The 16,742-nt window shown below is 63.9% G+C and carries 12 protein-coding genes; 11 read left to right on the top strand and 1 reads right to left on the bottom strand.

Features of this window, described 5'->3' with window-relative positions:
• Positions 1-374: 374 nt before the first annotated feature.
• The 8 genes from D0T11_RS01750 to trmB all read left to right on the top strand — a co-directional run bounded on the left by D0T11_RS01750 (position 375) and on the right by trmB (position 11,508).
• Entirely contained in the window at positions 375-3,569 is a 3,195-nt protein-coding gene (locus D0T11_RS01750) for a tetratricopeptide repeat protein (protein WP_119654059.1), read from the top strand.
• A 154-nt stretch (positions 3,570-3,723) separates the two neighbouring features.
• A complete protein-coding gene (locus tag D0T11_RS01745; protein ID WP_119654058.1) occupies positions 3,724-5,430 on the top strand; it encodes a TonB-dependent receptor in 1,707 nt (568 codons plus the stop codon).
• Positions 5,431-5,622: 192 nt separating this feature from the next.
• A complete protein-coding gene (locus tag D0T11_RS21950) occupies positions 5,623-6,837 on the top strand; it encodes an HU domain-containing protein (protein WP_147374477.1) in 1,215 nt (404 codons plus the stop codon).
• Between the two features lie 224 nt (positions 6,838-7,061).
• Positions 7,062-7,793, top strand: coding sequence for a MotA/TolQ/ExbB proton channel family protein (locus tag D0T11_RS01730; RefSeq protein ID WP_119654055.1), 732 nt, complete (start codon positions 7,062-7,064; stop codon positions 7,791-7,793).
• A 95-nt stretch (positions 7,794-7,888) separates the two neighbouring features.
• On the top strand, positions 7,889-8,293 hold the full coding sequence (locus tag D0T11_RS01725; RefSeq protein WP_092770347.1) for an ExbD/TolR family protein: 405 nt from the start codon (positions 7,889-7,891) through the stop codon (positions 8,291-8,293).
• 96 nt (positions 8,294-8,389) lie between these two features.
• Positions 8,390-9,271, top strand: a complete 882-nt coding sequence (locus D0T11_RS22395) for a hypothetical protein (RefSeq protein ID WP_182888204.1) — start codon at positions 8,390-8,392, stop codon at positions 9,269-9,271.
• 142 nt (positions 9,272-9,413) lie between these two features.
• Positions 9,414-10,715, top strand: a complete 1,302-nt coding sequence (locus D0T11_RS01715; RefSeq protein ID WP_119654054.1) for a bifunctional folylpolyglutamate synthase/dihydrofolate synthase — start codon at positions 9,414-9,416, stop codon at positions 10,713-10,715.
• A 130-nt stretch (positions 10,716-10,845) separates the two neighbouring features.
• Entirely contained in the window at positions 10,846-11,508 is a 663-nt protein-coding gene (gene trmB, locus D0T11_RS01710) for a tRNA (guanosine(46)-N7)-methyltransferase TrmB (protein WP_119654053.1), read from the top strand.
• A gap of 109 nt (positions 11,509-11,617) precedes the next feature.
• On the opposite strand, the gene D0T11_RS01705 is transcribed toward trmB, so the two are convergent.
• Positions 11,618-12,241: a beta/alpha barrel domain-containing protein gene (locus tag D0T11_RS01705; RefSeq protein WP_147374476.1), complete on the bottom strand. Its 624-nt coding sequence runs from the start codon at positions 12,239-12,241 to the stop codon at positions 11,618-11,620.
• Positions 12,242-12,521: 280 nt separating this feature from the next.
• Here D0T11_RS01705 and mnmA point away from each other — a divergent pair, with 280 nt between their 5' ends.
• The 3 genes from mnmA to D0T11_RS01690 all read left to right on the top strand — a co-directional run bounded on the left by mnmA (position 12,522) and on the right by D0T11_RS01690 (position 16,563).
• Complete coding sequence (gene mnmA, locus D0T11_RS01700) at positions 12,522-13,667, top strand: tRNA 2-thiouridine(34) synthase MnmA (RefSeq protein ID WP_119654051.1); 1,146 nt, start codon at positions 12,522-12,524, stop codon at positions 13,665-13,667.
• A gap of 257 nt (positions 13,668-13,924) precedes the next feature.
• On the top strand, positions 13,925-14,704 hold the full coding sequence (locus D0T11_RS01695; protein WP_147374475.1) for a hypothetical protein: 780 nt from the start codon (positions 13,925-13,927) through the stop codon (positions 14,702-14,704).
• Positions 14,705-14,877: 173 nt separating this feature from the next.
• Complete coding sequence (locus D0T11_RS01690) at positions 14,878-16,563, top strand: S8 family serine peptidase (RefSeq protein ID WP_182888203.1); 1,686 nt, start codon at positions 14,878-14,880, stop codon at positions 16,561-16,563.
• The last annotated feature ends 179 nt before the right edge of the window (positions 16,564-16,742 follow it).

Genomic DNA, 16,742 nt, shown 5'->3' with positions numbered 1-16,742 from the left:
AAGGGTAGTTGCAGGCCACTGTTGGTTCCGAAGATGATGTTGGATAACCGTTAGTAGAGACGAAGCCTTGGCTGTTGAGGCTGTTGGGGCTGTTGAGGCCGCTGGGGCTTCAGAAGGGGGGCATTCGGTACCTCATAACCTAAGCAGAGTGGGTGAACGCGCAAAAGCAAGAAGAAACTGGTAAAAGCAGTTCTTACACTACTTACAAACCTTACAAACTTACGCAGGATTGTCACCCCAAACTATCTCCCCGCCACCGTTAAAAACCGCCCCCAAGCCCATTTCGGGGCAACCCGCCCGAACTTTTCGCTACTTTTGGGTTCCTCCCGCCGCCGCCCCCGGTGCGCGGGGCTCCTCCGCGCAACGACTTTTAGATGAACCTATTCCCCCGTCTGGCGCTGGCCGCCACGCTGAGCGCCGCCGCCCCGCTGGCCGCCCTGGCCCAGCAAACGCAGGTTTTTACCAACGATGAACGCCACTTCCAGGAAGGCCTGGAGCTCTTCGGCCGGGGCAAGTACGGGGCCGCCCAGCAGGCCTTCCAGCGCTACCTCAGCCTCACCGAGCGCCGCCAGGGCGAACTGACTCCCGGCCGCCTCGCCGACGCCGAGTACTACTACGCCCTGGCCGGCCTCTACCTGTTTCACCCCGATGCCGAGGACCGCATCCTGGGCTTCGCCACCCACAACCCCACCCACCCCAAGGCCACCCAGGCCTACTTCGAGCTGGGCAAGTTCTACTTCAACAAGAAGGACTACGCCCGGGCCATCGACTACCTCCAGAAGGTGGGCCCCGATAACCTGAGCGAGGACCAGCGGGCCGAGTCGGAGTTCAAGCTGGGCTACAGCTACTTCGCCCAGAAGGAGTTCGACAAGGCCCGGCTCCAGTTTGACCGCAACAAGGCCGGCAACCACCAGTACCGCTACGCCAGCGCCTACTACGCGGGCTACCTGGCCTACCGGGCCGGCGACTTCGCCGGGGCCCGCAAGGATTTGGCCGTGGCCGAACAGAACGACGCCTACAAACCCGTGGTGCCGGCCGTGATGAGCCAGATGTACTACAAGGAGGGCGACTACGATGGGCTGATTGCCTACGCCACGCCCGTGCTGAAACAAACGCCGCCGCCCCAGAGCGCCGACGAGATTCAGCTGCTGCTGGCCGATGCCTACTACCAGAAGGAGGACTTCAAGCAGGCCGCCGAGTACTTCGACAAGTATGCTGCCGGCCGCAAGCGCATCGAGCCCGAAGTGCAGTACAAGGTGGGCTACGCCAACTTCAAGCAGGGCGACTTCAAGGGCGCCATCGGCAGCTTCAAGGGCGTGGCCGCCCGCCGCGACTCCCTGGGCCAGAACGCGGCCTACCACCTGGGCCTGAGCTACCTCAAAACCAACCAGAAGCAGCTGGCCCTGAACTCGTTCGGGGCGGCCCGGCAGCTGAATTTCGATAAGCTCATCACCGAAAACGCCACCCTCAAGTACGCCCAGGTCAGCTACGAGCTCGGCAACGGGCCGGAAACCATTGCCGCCCTGCGCGACTTCCCGAAGCGGTTTCCGCGCTCCAAGAACCAGCCGGCCGTGGATGATTTGCTGAGCGAGAGTTTCCTCAACTCCTCCGACTACGCCCAGGCCCTCAACTACCTCGACAAGCTCGACGACCGGAGCGCCAAGCTCAACGCCACCTACCAGCGGGTGGCCTATTTGCAGGCGGCCACGCTCTATAACGACAACCGCTACCAGGACGCGCTGCCCCTGCTCGATAAGAGCCTCCAGTATTCGCAGGACGACGCGCTGCGGGCCGCCGCCCAGGTGCTCAAGGGCGACATCTACTCCATCGGCCAGCAGTACCCGCCCGCCATTACGGCCTACACCGCCGCCGCCCGCACCAGCCGCCGCAGCACCGCCGCCGATACCGACTTCGACCAGAAGGCCCGCTACGGCCTGGGCTACGCCTACTACAACACCAAGGACTACGACCGGGCCCGCCAGCAGTTTCAGGCCTGGCTGAGCGACGCCCAGGCCAAGCCCACCGACGCCAACTACTACGACGTGACCCTGCGCCTGGGCGACACCTACTACCTGGCCAAGCAGTACCCAACCGCCCTGGAGCAGTACAACAAGGTGATTGCGGCCAACGCCGCCGACAAGGACTACGCCTACTACCAGAAAAGCGTGGTGCTGGGCCTGCTGGGCCGCCGCGACGAGGCCGCCAGCACCCTGAGCACCCTGCTCAAAACCACGCCCAACTCGCGCTACGCCGACGACGCGGTGTATCAGCAGGCCCAGCTCGACTACGAGGCCGGCTCGTTTCAGCCCGCCGTGGACGGGTTCTCCCGGCTCATTGCCAACCGGCCCAACTCGCCGCTTGTGCCCCAGGCCCTGCAAAAGCGGGGCGTGGCCTACCAGAACCTGGACCAGCACCCCAAGGCCACGGAGGACTTCAAGCGGGTGCTGAGCCAGTTCCCGCGCACCAAATCGGCTCAGAGCGCTATTTACTCGCTCCAGGAGAGCCTCACGGCCCAGGGCAAAACGGAGGAGTTCGACCAGTACCTGGCCCAGTTCCGCCAGCAGAACCCCGACAGCAAGGCTTCGGAGAGCGTGGAGTTTGAGGCGGCCAAGTCGCTGTACCTGGCCGAGAAGTACGCCCAGGCCATTCCGCGCCTCGAAAACTACCTCAAGCAGTACCCCAGCACCGTGCTCTCCGCCGACGGCCGCTACTTCCTGGCCGACTCCTACCTGCGCACCGACCGCAAGGCCGAGGCCCTGCCCCGCCTCAAAGCGGTGGTGGAGGAAAACAAGAGCGAGTTCGTGAACCGGGCCCTGGGCCGGCTGGCCGACCTCGAGTTTGAGAACAAGAATTACCCCGAGGCCGCCAAGTACTACGGCCGCCTGCGGGATGCCTCGCAAAACAAGCGCGAAGTGGCCAATGCGGGCATCGGGCTGATGAAGAGCAGCTACGAGGCCGGCGACCTGGGCACTACCCGCCGGGTGGCCCAGGAGCTCCAGGCCCAGGGCGGCGCGGCGCTCAACGCCACCAACCTGGCCCTGCTGTATCTGGGCAAGGCCAGCTACAAGGCCGGCTCCCTCGACCAGGCCGTAACTGAGCTGACGGCCGCCGCCAACGCGGCCAAGGATGAGAGCGGGGCCGAGGCCCAGTACCTGCTGGCCCAGACCCTGTTTCAGCAGCAGAAGTACCCCGAAGCCCTCGACGCGGCCTACAAGAGCAACGCCGACTTCGCTGCCTACGACCTGTGGCTGGGCCGGGCCTTCCTGCTGATTGCCGACACCTACAAGGAGCAGAACGAAATCTTCCAGGCCCGGGCCACGCTCAACTCCATCATCGACAACAAATTCCCGGTACCCGAAATCGTGGCCGGGGCCAAGCAGCGCCTGGCCGCTTTGCCGGCCGACGCGTCGGTGCCGGCCCCGGCGGCCGGCAAGGCCCCGGCCAAAGCGCCCGCCAAAACCACCAGGCCCACCGGTAAAACGCCGGCTGGCAAAACCCCGGCCCGCAACTCGCTGGTGCCCGCCGCCGACACCACCGGCTACCCCAGCACGGTGCCGGCCGAGGAATAAGCCCGCGCCCGGTAGTCGCGTATGCCTTGAGCAACGGTTAAAGCGGATTGCTACAAGTAGTTGAAAATCAAAAATAAACAGGGGAGAGGCCCGCGTCGGCCCGGACTGCCAGAACCGTACTCCGGACCCTTGAGCCCCCCAGCCCCACGATTCTATGAACCATAAACTCCTGGCCGCCGCAGCCCTGCTGACTGCCACCGCCCCGGCCTCCAGTGCCTGGGCGCAGAAGACCCGCGGCAAGATTGAGGACGCCGAAATCGAGATTGTGAAGGAGCGGGTGAACGAGCTGCCCGAGGCCACCCGCAACTTCGAGAAGGTGAAGATTGAGGCCCCGGCCAAAACGCCCGCGCCCCTGAGCTACACCTACCCCGATTTCCGCCTGCCGGCCGACAAGCTCAACCCCACGGTGCGCATCGTGACCATCCGCCAGGAGCAGCTGCCCGAACTCACCGGCAACTACCTCAAGGCGGGCATTGGTAACTACGGCACCTTCCTGGGCCGGGCTTACCTGCACAACACCCGCTCCGAAAACGCCAGCTACGGCCTCGACCTGAAGCACTTGTCCTCGTCGCGGGGGCCGGTGGACCAGCAGAACTCCCGCCAGAGCCAGACCAGCCTGGGCCTGAACGGCGAAACCTACAGCGGCCCGCTCACGCTGGGCGCCAAGGTAGACCTGGGCCGGGAGCGGTACAACTTCTACGGCTACAACCGCAACGTGTCGGAGCTGCCCCGGCCGGACAGCCTCAAGCAGGTGTTCAAGCGGGTGGCCACCAACGTCTACGTGCGCAACCGCGACCAGGCCGCCGCCTTCCAGTATGATGTGGGCCTGGGCTTCAACTACTGGTCGGATGCCTTCCAGGCCCGGGAAAGCAACGTGTACGCCACGCTGCGCTCCAACTACCGCCTCTCCGAAACCAGCCGCGCGCGGGTCGATGGCGACGTATCGTTTATCTCCCACAAGGATTCGCTCACGGTGAGCCGGCCCTTTTTCCAGGTGACGCCGGCCTACGAGGTGACCCTGAACCGGCTGGCCCTGACCGTGGGCGCGACGCTGGGCTACACCGGCGACACCATCAACAACGCCCGGCAGTTCAACGTGTACCCGGCCCTGCGCGCGGCCTACACCGTGACGGAAGATAAGCTGGTGGCCTTCGCGGGCCTGGGCGGAGCCATTCAGCGCGTCACACTGTATGACCTGAGTACCGAGAATCCCTGGCTGGCTCCCAACGTGCGCGTGGCCGACACCCGCCGCGGCCCCACGCTCTACTTCGGCTTCAACGCCACGCCCGCCCGCGCCCTGCAAGTAAATGCCCGCGTGACGCTCTCCAACGACCGCAACCTGTACTTCTACAACAACTCCCGCCGCGACTCCACCAAGTTCGAGCTGGTATACGACAAGAAGGCCACCCAGCTGGTGAGCGTGCACGGCGAGGTGGTGTATAATGCCGCCGAGCAGCTGCGCCTGGGCCTCAAGGCCGACTACAACGGCTACAACGTGAAAACGCTGACCCAGCCCTTCCACCGCCCGGCCCTGCAAACGGTGCTGTTCGGTAGCTACAACTTCTACGACAAGCTGCTGGTGGGCGCCGAGCTCTACACCTACAGCGCCAGCTACGGTACCAACTTTCATGGCCGCGAAATCCCGTCGGTTCCTCCGGGTCCGTCGCCGGTGCGCTACAACCCCACGCCGGGCCAGACCAGTTCGGTTATCGATCTTAACCTGCGCGCTGATTACCGGATCATGGACAAGCTCTCCCTCTTCGTGATGGGCAACAACCTGCTGGGCCGCAAGAACGAGCGGTTCCTGAACTACCCGGTAAAGGGCCTCAACGTGCTGGCCGGCGTTACCTACGACTTTTAATTTCTGCGCTGGGTGGGCAGTCCGGACTCACCCATAAGCCTGTCAGCCTAAGCCCGCCGCAGGACCCAACGGGAAGCTATCCATCAGGTAGTTCCTGCTTTGCCGGTCCTGCGGCGCGCTTGGGATGCCGGCCAGTTTTGTATATTTCGGCTTCCGTTCCCTATTCCAGCTGCTCTTTCGCGCCCTTTGCTTATGCTCGCTGACCATATCCGTACCCTGCTTCAGGACCACGACTGCGTTATCATTCCCGATTTTGGGGGGCTGATTGCCGATTACGCACCCGCCCGTATTCATCCGGTGCGCCACACGCTGGTTCCGCCGGCCAAGCGCGTGGCCTTCAACCAAAGCCTGACCCGCAACGACGGGCTGCTGGTAGATGCGCTGAGTGCGAAGCTGAACCTGACCACGGCCCAGGCCCGCCAGCTGGTGCGCGACGCGGTGCTCGGCATGGAGCAGGACCTGGAAGCCAGCCGTCGGGCCGAGTTGAGCGGTATCGGGACGTTCCGGCAGGCCCCGGGCCGCGGGTTGGAGTTTGAATACACCGGCACCCAGAACCTGCTGGGAGCCAGCTTCGGGTTGCCCGAGCTGGTGTCGCGGCCGGTACGCGCAACCGATGCGCTGCTGGCCCGGGAGCGGCCCACGGCTACTCTGCAACTGGGCGGCCGCTCGCGCCGCCGCATGTGGTTACGCACGCTGGGCGTGGCCGTCGTTATCAGCCTGGCCGCTTCGGCCGAGTACCTGTACCTGAACATGCTGGACCAGGTGCCCGAGTCGTTGCAGCTCTCGGCCCTGAAGAAAGAATCGTTTAATACCGCCGAGCGCCCGACCCTGCTGCGTCAGCAGGCCGGCCTGACCAGTGCCGCCGCCGCCGAAACCCCGGCCCCCGCAACCCCGGCGCCTGCCGGTGAGTGGGAGGAAGTTGCCGCCCCGGCGCCCGTTGTGGCCGCCGTCGTGCCGGCCGCCAAGCCCGCTGTGGCCGTTGTCGCCCCCGCGAACAAGGTAACGGTACCCGCATCGGCCATCAAGCCCGCCCTGACGGTAGCCGCCGCCCCGGTGCAGGTTAAAACGGCTCCTAAGCCCGTAGCGGCTGCGCCGGCCAAGGCCAAAGCGCCGGGCTGGGAAAAAGCCGCCGCCACCAATGCAACCCCGGTGGCCGACAACGCGACAATTAAAAGCCGCACCGGTCGTTACTTCGTGGTGGCCGGCTCCTACACGAGCCTGGCCAACGCCGAAAAGGGCCGGCAGGCGCTGGTTCGCCTGGGCCACCCGGCCCGCGTGATTCTGCCCGCCCCCGGCAGCCGCCAGTTCATGCTGTCGGTAGCCGACTACGGGGACCGCGCCTCCGCCGACCGCCAGGCCAGCATCCTGCGCAAGCGCATGGGCGACCTGTGGATCAAGCAGTATTAATACAGGGCTTCGTTGCTAGTTGTCGGCTGTTAGTTGTCAGCCAGTGCTCTTGAAACAGCGTGATAATGCTTCACGGACAACTAACAGCTGACAACCAGGCTCTAAAACCAACCAATCATTGCCTCAGTAGTACGAAATGTTGACTAGCTAAGACTCACCGCGACAGTGCGTTACTGCCGGTTGGTTTTAGCTTTTCTTTTGCCTTCAGTTCTCTCCCTTCTCGCATGACGTTCCTGCTCTCCCTGTTTCTGCAACTCCAGGTCGGCGACGCGGCCCCGGTTGCTTCTCCCGCCGCCGCCGACTCCGCCGCCCTGGCCGCCGATCAGGCCGTGGCCGCCTCCTCGGGCCTCTCGCTCATCGACCTGGTGCTGGCCGGGGGCTGGATTATGCTGCCCCTGTTCTTGCTGTTGTTCCTCTCGGTCTACATCATTCTGGAGCGCTACCTCACCATCCGCAAGGCCGGGGCCGTGCCCGAGTCGTTCATGCCCGGCATCGGCAACCTCATGGTGAAAGGGGATTTGCAGGGCGCCAAAATGCTCTGCGCCCAGAACGCCACCCCGCTGGCCCGCATGATTGAGAAGGGCATCCGCCGCGTGGGCCTGCCCCTGAGCGAGATTGAGGCCAGCGTGGAAAACGTGGGTAAAATCGAAATTGCCCGCCTCGAAAAGAACATCAACGTGCTGGGCATCGTGGCCGGCATTGCACCCATGCTGGGCTTCGTGGGTACCATCATCGGGGTAATCAAAATCTTCTACGCCATCAGCTCCACCGGCGACTTCGGCATTGCCCAGATTTCGGGCGGTCTGTACACCAAAATGGTCACCTCGGCCGCTGGCCTCATCGTGGGCATCATCGCCCACATCGGCTACCACTGGCTCAGCATCATGGTCGAGCGTATGGTGTTCCGCATGGAGCACTCCGCCGTGGAGTTCATGGATATTTTGCAGGACAACTAATGAGTTGCCAGTCATCAGTTGCCAGTTGTCAGGTCGAGTCCTTCTAACCTGATAGCGGTAACTGACAACTGGCAACTGGCAACTGACAACTCATTATGAATCTCAGCCGGCGCCGTAAGCTTTCTTCCCACGTCGAGACCAGCTCGATGAACGACATCATGTTCTTTCTGATGCTGTTCTTCCTGATTGTCTCGACGATGGTCAACCCAAACGTGATTAAGCTCATGCTGCCCAACGCCCGCTCGGGCAAGCAGGCCATGAAGCAGCCCATCACCATCTCGGTGGATGCGGCCGGAACCTACTTCCTCGACCGGACCCCCATCACGCCCACCGAGCTGGAGCCCGAGCTGGCCCGCCGCATTGCCGGCCTGGAAAGCCCCACCGCCGTGCTGCGGGTGGATGCTTCGCTGAACGTGCAGAAACTGGTCGACATCCTCGAAATCGGCAACCGGCTCAAGATAAAAATGGTCATGGCCACCCAGGCCCAACAGGGGAAATGAGTTGTCAGGGTCCAGTTGCTAGTTGTCAGGCGGTTTTAAAAGCTTCAACTGTAAACTATCCAACTGGCAACTGACAACGGATAACTGACAACTGATATGGAATACCGGGAAGAACATCGGCGCGAAGCTTTACTGGGGACCGTGGTATTTCACGTGGCCCTGGCGGCCCTGTTCTTCTTTGCCGTCTTCAAGGGTCCCGACCCACCCCTGGATACCCTCGGCGGCGACGGGGTGGAGCTGAACTACGGGGTGGACGAAGTGGGCTCCGGCGACATTCAGAGCCAGGCGCCGGCCAACGAATCCCAGAACCGCGAAGACAGCCGCCCGCCGGCCGCCCAGCCCGACCCCACGCCGCCCCAGCCCACCACCCCGCCCGATCCCACGCCCCCCAGCCAGGAGCGCGTGGTGACCAGTGAGGCCGAGGAAAGCCCCGTAACGGTACCGCCGGCCCCCAAAGCCGCGCCCGTGCCCCGGGAAGAGGTGAAGCCCGAACCGCCCAAACCCCGGGTAGACCAGCGGGCCGTATTCACGCCCCGCGCCAACCGGGCCGATGGCGGCGGCAATGGCGTAAACGGTACCAGCAACGCGCCCACCGGCAACAACAACGGCGACAACCCCGGCACTGTGGGCGACAAAGGCGACCCCCGCGGCACCTATGACGGCACGGCCTACTCGGGCGAGCCCGGCAGCGGCGGCCGCGGTACCAGCCCCGGCAGCGGCGGCCTCGAAATGAGCGGCTGGGCCTTCGTAAACCGCCCCACCGCCGCCGCCCTCGACAACAACTCGGGTTTCGTGCGCTTCAAAATCAAGGTGAGTGCCGATGGGGAGGTGGAGGCCGTTACCAAAGTGTCGGGCAACGTATCGGCCGCCCAGGAACGCGCCTGCCGCGACGCGTTGGAAAATGCCGAGTTCCGCCGCACCAACTCCGCCAACGGCGGGGCTACGGGCTTCTACACCTTCAAATTCACGGTACGGTGATTTTCTGGAGCTGTTAGCTGAGAGCTGTTAGCTGAGAGCTGCTAGCTTTCGTGCAGTTTTCATCGCGCCCATAATAGGTAGCTGGCTGCGTTATTGAACGAGGGCCATCAGCTAATAGCTGTCAGCTAACAGCTCCAAAGAAATGACCTACCCGCAAACTCTCGACTTCCTCTACGCCCAGCTGCCCATGTTTCAGCGGGTGGGCGAGGCGGGCTACAAGCCGGGCCTGCAACGCACCGAGGCCCTGGCCGAAGCCACCGGCCATCCCGAGCGGCAGTTCCGGAGCGTGCACGTGGCCGGCACCAACGGCAAGGGCAGCTCCAGTCACCTGCTGGCCGCCGTGCTCCAGGCCGCCGGTTACAAAGTGGGCCTCTACACCTCGCCCCACCTCAAGGAATTCACCGAGCGCATCCGAATAAACGGCCAGCCGCTGGCCCCGGCGTTTCTGGTGGAGTGGGTGGCTCAGCGGCGGGGGTTGTTCGAGCAGGTGGAGCCCTCGTTTTTTGAAATGTGCGTGGCCCTGGCCTTCGATTATTTCGCCCGGGAGCGGGTGGATGTGGCCGTGGTGGAAGTGGGCCTGGGCGGCCGGCTCGACTCCACCAACATCATCCGGCCTTTGGTGTCGCTCATTACCAACATCAGCTTCGACCACCAGAACCTGCTGGGCGATACGCTGCCGCTGATTGCGGCCGAAAAAGCCGGCATCATCAAGCCCGGCGTACCCGCCATCATTAGCCAGACCCAGCCCGAAGTAGCGGCCGTTTTCGAGCAGAAGGCCCGGCAGCAGGGAGCCCCGCTGCTGTTTGCCGACGCCCACTACCGCGCCGAACTACTCGGTGAGCCCGCTCCCGACGCGGCCGTGCAACGGCTCCGCATCTGGCACGACGGGGCGCTGGAACTCGACGCGCTGGCGCTGGGCCTGGTGGGCGACTACCAGCGCCTGAACCTGCCCGGCGTGCTGGCTACCGTGGCCGAGCTGCGCCGCCAGGGCTTCGTAATGGAGGAAGCCCACCTGCGCGAGGGGCTGCGCGAAGTGGGCCGCCTGACCGGTCTGCGCGGCCGCTGGACCATCCTGGGCCGCCAGCCGCTCGTCATCTGCGACACGGGCCACAACGAGGCCGGCATCCGCTTCATCGTGGAGCAGCTGGCCCGTTTGCCCCGGCGGCGGCTGCACTTCGTGCTGGGCGTGGTGAACGACAAGGACGTGACCAGGATGCTGGCCCTGCTGCCCCGGGACGCTACGTACTACTTCTGCCAGGCCACCATTCCGCGCGCGCTGCCGGCCCCGGAGCTGGCCGCGCTGGCCGCCGGCCTGGGCCTCACGGGCACCGCGCACGGCCCGGTGCCGGCCGCCGTGGCCGCCGCCCGCGCCGCCGCCGCCGCCGATGATGTGATTTTTATCGGGGGCAGTACCTTCGTAGTGGCTGAAATCGAAGAGCTCTGAGTTGGTTTTTGCTGTTGGGTATTCGTTTTTCGCTCGAAGAAAGAAGGACCATCACGTCAGATAAACAACTCCCAGCCGGCCACGCCGATCCGGCCACGAGAAACAGAAAACCAGTAACGAAAAAACGAACGTGAGCAGAAGTAAACTCCGGCGCTTTGCCGCCAATGCAGAGCAGGACTCCATTGTGGAACCCGGCAAAGCCACCTATCAGCAGCTGGGCGGGCGCTGGCACCAGGATTTTTTCGGCAACGATAACCCGATTACCCTCGAAGTCGGCTGCGGTAAGGGTGAGTACACCGTAGGCCTGGCCGAGCGGTATCCCGAGCGCAACTTCCTGGGCCTCGATATTAAGGGCGACCGGATCTGGAAGGGGAACAGCCGCGCCCACGAGCTGGGCCTGGAAAACACGGGCTGGGTACGCACCCGCGCCCACGACCTGCTCACGCATTTCGCCCCCGGCGAGCTGCACGAAATCTGGATTACCTTCCCCGACCCGCGCCCCCGCGACCGGGACATCAAGCGCCGCCTGACCTACCCGCGCTTCCTCACCCTCTACCAGCAGATTCTGCGCCCCGGCGGCCTGATTCACCTCAAAACCGACAACGCCGACCTGTTCGAGTACTCCCTCGAAACCGTGCAACAGCGCCCCGGCACCACCGTGCTGGCCCACACCCGCGACCTGTACGCCACCCCCGAGCTGCTGCCTCACGCCGAGGACATCCAGACCACCTTCGAGCGCAAATACCGCCAGCAGGGCGTGCCCATCAAGTACCTCCAGTTTCAGGTGAATTGAAGCGGTGACGTGGTGACGTGGTGAGGTTGAGATTCAATCGGTCCAAGCTGCGCCACTTGCGCAAATAGGATTCTGGAACATCAAACTCACCACCTCACCACTTCACCGATTAGTCTTCCAGCTGCTCGAACAGCGCTTCCATTTCGTCGAAGTCGCGGATGCCGGGCTTGATTTCGTCGCCGCCTTCCAGCACGATGCCGGCGGGCCGCAGCTGCTGCACGTAGGCGCGCAGTTGGCCGCCGGGGGCGAAGTCGGTGCCCAGCCAGAGCGGGTAGGTGCGGGCCTGCTCAATGAGGCGGGTGGTTTCGGCACCGTTGGGCAGCTGCGCGGGCGGGGCAGCCAGCACGAAACCCAGGTAGTGCGGGGCCTGCTCACGGAAGCGCAGGTCCACGTCTTCGGGAAGCATGTCGGGCAGCCAGCGCAGTAGCTTGAGGGCCGGTACGGTGAGCTGGGCCAGCTCTTCGGGCGTGCGGCGGCGGTGCAGCAGCACCGCGTGCAGGCCGCATTGCAGCACCAGGGCATTGATTTCGGCCACCGGCAGCGTATCGAACTCGCCGATGAGCTGCACGCCGGCCACCCAGCCGCTGAGCTCCTTCACTACCTCGGGCGTGAGGTAGCCGTTGAGCGCCGGGTCGAGGCGAAAGGTGAGCGAATCGGCCCCCATGCCGGCGCAGTAGCGGGCATCGGACAGGTTATTAATACCGCGCACCATCACGGGAACTAGCAAAGCCATAGCAGAAGGAAATGAAAGGGAGGCGGCCCCGGCGCTACCGCCGTTGCCGCTGCAATAATCGGGACTTCTGAGTTAGGAGGGAGTGGGTGCGTGAACTGTCATTCCGACGAGGGAGGAATCTGGGTTCACGAAACCGTGCTGTTGCGTGAACCCAGATTCCTCTCGCCGCTTGATGCGCGGAATGTCGGAATGACAATTCACTCATTCACCCGTCCGCTCTTTCGTACCTTTGCGCATTCGGCCGGAACCTTTCACGCTCCGGGCGCAATTTGATTCACGTATGAACATAACGAAAGGACGGGTGCTGGTAGCCATGAGCGGCGGCATCGACAGCTCGGTAGCGGCCGTGATGCTGCACGAGCAAGGGTACGAAGTGGTCGGGATGACCATGAAAACCTGGGATTATGCCTCGGCGGGCGGCAGCAAGAAGGAAACCGGCTGCTGCTCGCTCGACAGCATCAACGACGCCCGCCAGATTGCCGTGGACCTGGGCTTCCCGCACTACATCATCGATATTCGCGAAGAGTTCGGCGACTTCGTCATCAGCAACTTCACGGAGGAATACCTGGCCGGGCGCACGCCCAACCCCTGCGTACTCTGCAACACCCACATCAAGTGGGATGCTTTGCTGCGCCGGGCCGACCAGCTCGGCTGCGCCTTCATTGCCACCGGCCACTACGCCCAGGTGCGCGAAGAAAACGGCCGCTACGTCATCAGCAAGGGCATTGATGATAACAAGGACCAGAGCTACGCCCTCTGGGGGGTGAGTCAGGAGAGCCTGGCCCGCACGCTGTTCCCGCTGGGCGAGCTGCGCAAAACGGCCATCTACGACTTCGCCCGCGAGCGGGGCTTTACCGAACTCGTCAACAAGCCCGAGAGCTACGAAATCTGCTTCATTCCCGACAACGACTACCGGGGCTTCCTGCGCCGCCGCGTGCCGGGCCTGGAGGAGCGCGTGGCCGGCGGCGAGTTCGTGCTCCGCGACGGCACCGTGGTGGGCCAGCACGAGGGCTACCCGTTCTACACCATCGGTCAGCGCAAGGGCCTGGGCGTGGCCCTGGGCTTCCCGGTCTATGTAACGGCCATCGACCCGGAAACCAACCGCGTGGTGCTCGGCAACTTCGATGACCTGGCCAGCACCCGCACGGTGGTCAGCAAGCTCAATATGGGTAAATATGCCTCTCTCGAAGGCCGGGGCCTGGTGCCCAGTACCACCAAAATCCGCTACAACCACGACGGCTCCCCGGCCTTTCTGGAGCAGAAGGGCGACAAAATCTACGTCTACTTCGAGCAAGCCGTGCACGCCGTAACGCCCGGTCAGGCCGCCGTGTTCTACGAGGGCGAGGACGTGCTGGGCGGGGGCTGGATCGAGCGCCACACCATCGGCGAAATCCCCGAGCCCTCCGAAACCGTCGCCGTTCGGTAGTCGGCAGGAGCTGGTGGCTGGTAACAACAACGTCCTCCCGACGAAGGAAGAGGACTTTTACCCAGGAACGATGCTCGATATACTGACTCGTTCAAACGTGAAAGGATCCTTCCTTCGGCAGGAGGACGTTATTTCTGCCAACTGCCAACTGCCAACTACCAACCACGGGCAACTGATTTTCCCGTTTACGCGTTCTCCCGGCCCGGGCCGTTTTTTCCCGCGAACCAGTGCTACTTTCAGGGCGTTAATCACCTGCTATGAATCAGAAATATTCCCCTACTACTCTGCGCGGCGTGGGCCGTTGGATGCTGCCGGCGGTGCTGGGCGCGGCGGTGCTGGGCGCGGCGGTGCTGGGCGCGGCGGTGCTGGCCGGCTGCCAGGATACCAGCGAGGTGGAGCCCTTTACTGGCCCCGAGTACTACCCGCTGGCCGTGGGCAGCTACCGCATCTACGACGTGGCCGACACGGCCTGGGCCAACAACAAGCCCACGGTGAGCCGCTTCCAGTTCCGCGAGCAGGTGGATACCGAGCTCACCCCCGATGCCACCGGCCAGTCGGTGTACCGGCTCATCCGTTCCCGGCGGCCCACCGCCACCGATGCCTGGCGGGTAGATTCGGTGTTTACCGTTACGGTGGGGGAGCGGGCCGTGACGGAGCAGTTCAACAACCGGCGCACCGTGGCCCTGGTGTTTCCGGTGCGGGAAGGCCGAGTCTGGAACATCAACGCCTTCAACAGTCAGGATTCCGTGACGGCCTCCAACCGGCTCTATTCCCGGGTCGGCCAGCCGTTCAGCGTGCAGCGCAACGGTAAAACCTATGGCTACGATAATTCGCTGACCACCACCAACAACCTGGCCGTCGACGTGAACGCCTGCTACACGAGCATCAGGCGCACCACCTTCGCCAAGGACGTGGGGCCGGTGTACCGCATAAGCCGGGCCTTCACCCACGATCCGGGGGGCGGAAAGCCCTGCGACAACACGGCCATCTACCTGGGCCAGTCGCGCAGCGAGGTGCTGATTGAAAGCGGCAAATAGCGTTTACTGTTATGCCGTGCCAAAAAACCGGTGAGAGCTACGGCTTTCACCGGTTTTTTGGGGAATAGGGGTCAAAAAAAGGCTTCCCGAGGGCCGAAGACGCGTTTGTTAGCGGATTGGGTTGTATCTTCCGGCAAGTCAATATACTGCGCTGAATGGTTCTATCCCGCCTTTTGCTAGTTGCCGGCCTCTGTGCGTCGGCGTTTGGAGCCCGGGCCGCCGCCGGCCCCGGAGCTACGCCCCCGGAAACGGCCCGGCCCACGGCCACTGTGCGCAAGCACCTCATCTACTTCAAAGACAAAGCCGGCACGCCGTTCAGCGTGAGCCAGCCCGCCGCGTTTCTGTCGGCCCGGGCCCTGGCGCGGCGGCAGCGCCAGCAGATTGCCGTGCTGCCCCGCGACCTGCCCGTGAGCCCTGTCTACGTGCAGCAGCTCAAGGCCGTGCCCGGCGCCCAGCTCTGGTACACCTCCCGCTGGTTCAACGCCGCCATGGTCGCCTGCGACTCGGCCACGCTCCTGCGAATTCAGGGACTGCCCTTCGTGCGCGCGGCCCAGACGCTCAACCGCGGTCTGCCCGGCACCCGCAAGCCCAAGGGCGACGACCCCGAGCTTACCGCCGAGCGTAGCGCCGGCACCCGCAGTCAGTACGGCAAGGCCTATGCCCAGGCCCAGATGCTGGGCGCGGTGCAGATGCACGATGCCGGCTTCCGGGGCGAAGGCATGCAGGTAGCCGTGTTTGATGCCGGTTTCCCGGGCGTGAATACGGCCTCGGCTTTCACTTCCATCACCCAGGAAAACCGGCTGGCCAGCACCTTCAACGTGGTGGACAAGAACAACCAGGTGTTTCAGCGCGACAGTCACGGCACCCACTGCCTGGCTACTATCGGCGGCAACGAGCCGGGGCGCTATATTGGTACCGCGCCCAAGGCCACCTTCCGCCTCTTCGTTACGGAGGATATCTACTCCGAGCACCCCGTAGAAGAAGCCAACTGGCTGATTGCGGCCGAATACGCCGACTCGGCCGGGGTGGACGTCATCAGCTCCTCGCTGGGCTACAGCACCTTCGATTATCCCTCCACCGATTACGCCTACGCCGACATGAACGGGCGCACGGCCCTCTCTACCCGCGCCGCCACAGTGGCTGCCCGCGTGGGCATGGTGGTCGTCAGCGCGGCCGGCAACGAAGGCAACGGCACCTGGCGCTACATTACGGCCCCCGCCGATGCCGACTCTATCCTGACGGTGGGCGCGACCGATTCGCTGGCTTTCGTGGCCGGCTTCAGCTCCCGTGGCCCCACGGCCGACGGGCGCATCAAGCCCAACCTGGCCGCTATGGGTGTGCAAACGGCCATCGTGTCGCCGACGGGCACCGTGACCCGGGGCAACGGCACCTCGTATGCCTGTCCGGTGCTGGCCGGCATGGTGGCCGGTTTCTGGCAGGCCAACCCCACGCTCACGGCCCAGCAGGTCATCGGCTTTTTGCAGCGCTCCGGCTCCCGGGCCATCACGCCCAACGACGAAATCGGGTACGGCATTCCCCACTTCGCCCGGGCCTACAACCTGGCCAACCCCGGGGCCCCGCTCTCGGCCGCCCCGCCCGAACCCCGCCACGAGCTACTGATTTACCCCAACCCCAGCAAGGATGACGAACTCTACCTACAACTGGCCGTGGGCTTTCAGTCGACACCCTTGCAGGTACGCATTTTTGATGCCCGCGGGGCTTTGGTAGCCGAGCAGCAGGTGGCCCCCACGTCGGCCCCGGCCGTGCGCCTGCGCCCGGGCCTGCTCACCAAGGGCGTGTTCACCTGCACCGTCAGCAATGGGCGCGAGCAGCGTACCGTGCGCTTCGTGAAGCTGTAGAGCCAGGGTAGCACAAACGGCCGGTCAAAAAAGAAGCCGGCTCGAAACGAGCCGGCTTCTTTTTTGACCGGCCGTTTGTGCTAATATTTTTGGATTCGATATTGCGAATATTTTTAGTAAATTGGCGATGATTTAGCGGTTTGCTATGTTGCCGCTTTCGTCTACCTCACCCTTAGTTC

Origin of the sequence: Hymenobacter rubripertinctus (genome assembly GCF_003583925.1) — a bacterium.
GTDB lineage: Bacteria > Bacteroidota > Bacteroidia > Cytophagales > Hymenobacteraceae > Hymenobacter > Hymenobacter rubripertinctus.
This window is presented reverse-complemented; position numbering and strand designations above follow the sequence as displayed.

Bases quoted from the DNA above. Each gene is read 5' to 3' on its own strand.
- D0T11_RS01750 (WP_119654059.1), top strand. From the start codon at position 375: ATGAACCTATTCCCCCGTCTGGCGCTGGCCGCCACGCTGAGCGCCGCC.
- D0T11_RS01745 (WP_119654058.1), top strand. From the start codon at position 3,724: ATGAACCATAAACTCCTGGCCGCCGCAGCCCTGCTGACTGCCACCGCC.
- D0T11_RS21950 (WP_147374477.1), top strand. From the start codon at position 5,623: ATGCTCGCTGACCATATCCGTACCCTGCTTCAGGACCACGACTGCGTT.
- D0T11_RS01730 (WP_119654055.1), top strand. From the start codon at position 7,062: ATGACGTTCCTGCTCTCCCTGTTTCTGCAACTCCAGGTCGGCGACGCG.
- D0T11_RS01725 (WP_092770347.1), top strand. From the start codon at position 7,889: ATGAATCTCAGCCGGCGCCGTAAGCTTTCTTCCCACGTCGAGACCAGC.
- D0T11_RS22395 (WP_182888204.1), top strand. From the start codon at position 8,390: ATGGAATACCGGGAAGAACATCGGCGCGAAGCTTTACTGGGGACCGTG.
- D0T11_RS01715 (WP_119654054.1), top strand. From the start codon at position 9,414: ATGACCTACCCGCAAACTCTCGACTTCCTCTACGCCCAGCTGCCCATG.
- D0T11_RS01705 (WP_147374476.1), bottom strand. From the start codon at position 12,241: ATGGCTTTGCTAGTTCCCGTGATGGTGCGCGGTATTAATAACCTGTCC.
- mnmA (WP_119654051.1), top strand. From the start codon at position 12,522: ATGAACATAACGAAAGGACGGGTGCTGGTAGCCATGAGCGGCGGCATC.
- D0T11_RS01695 (WP_147374475.1), top strand. From the start codon at position 13,925: ATGAATCAGAAATATTCCCCTACTACTCTGCGCGGCGTGGGCCGTTGG.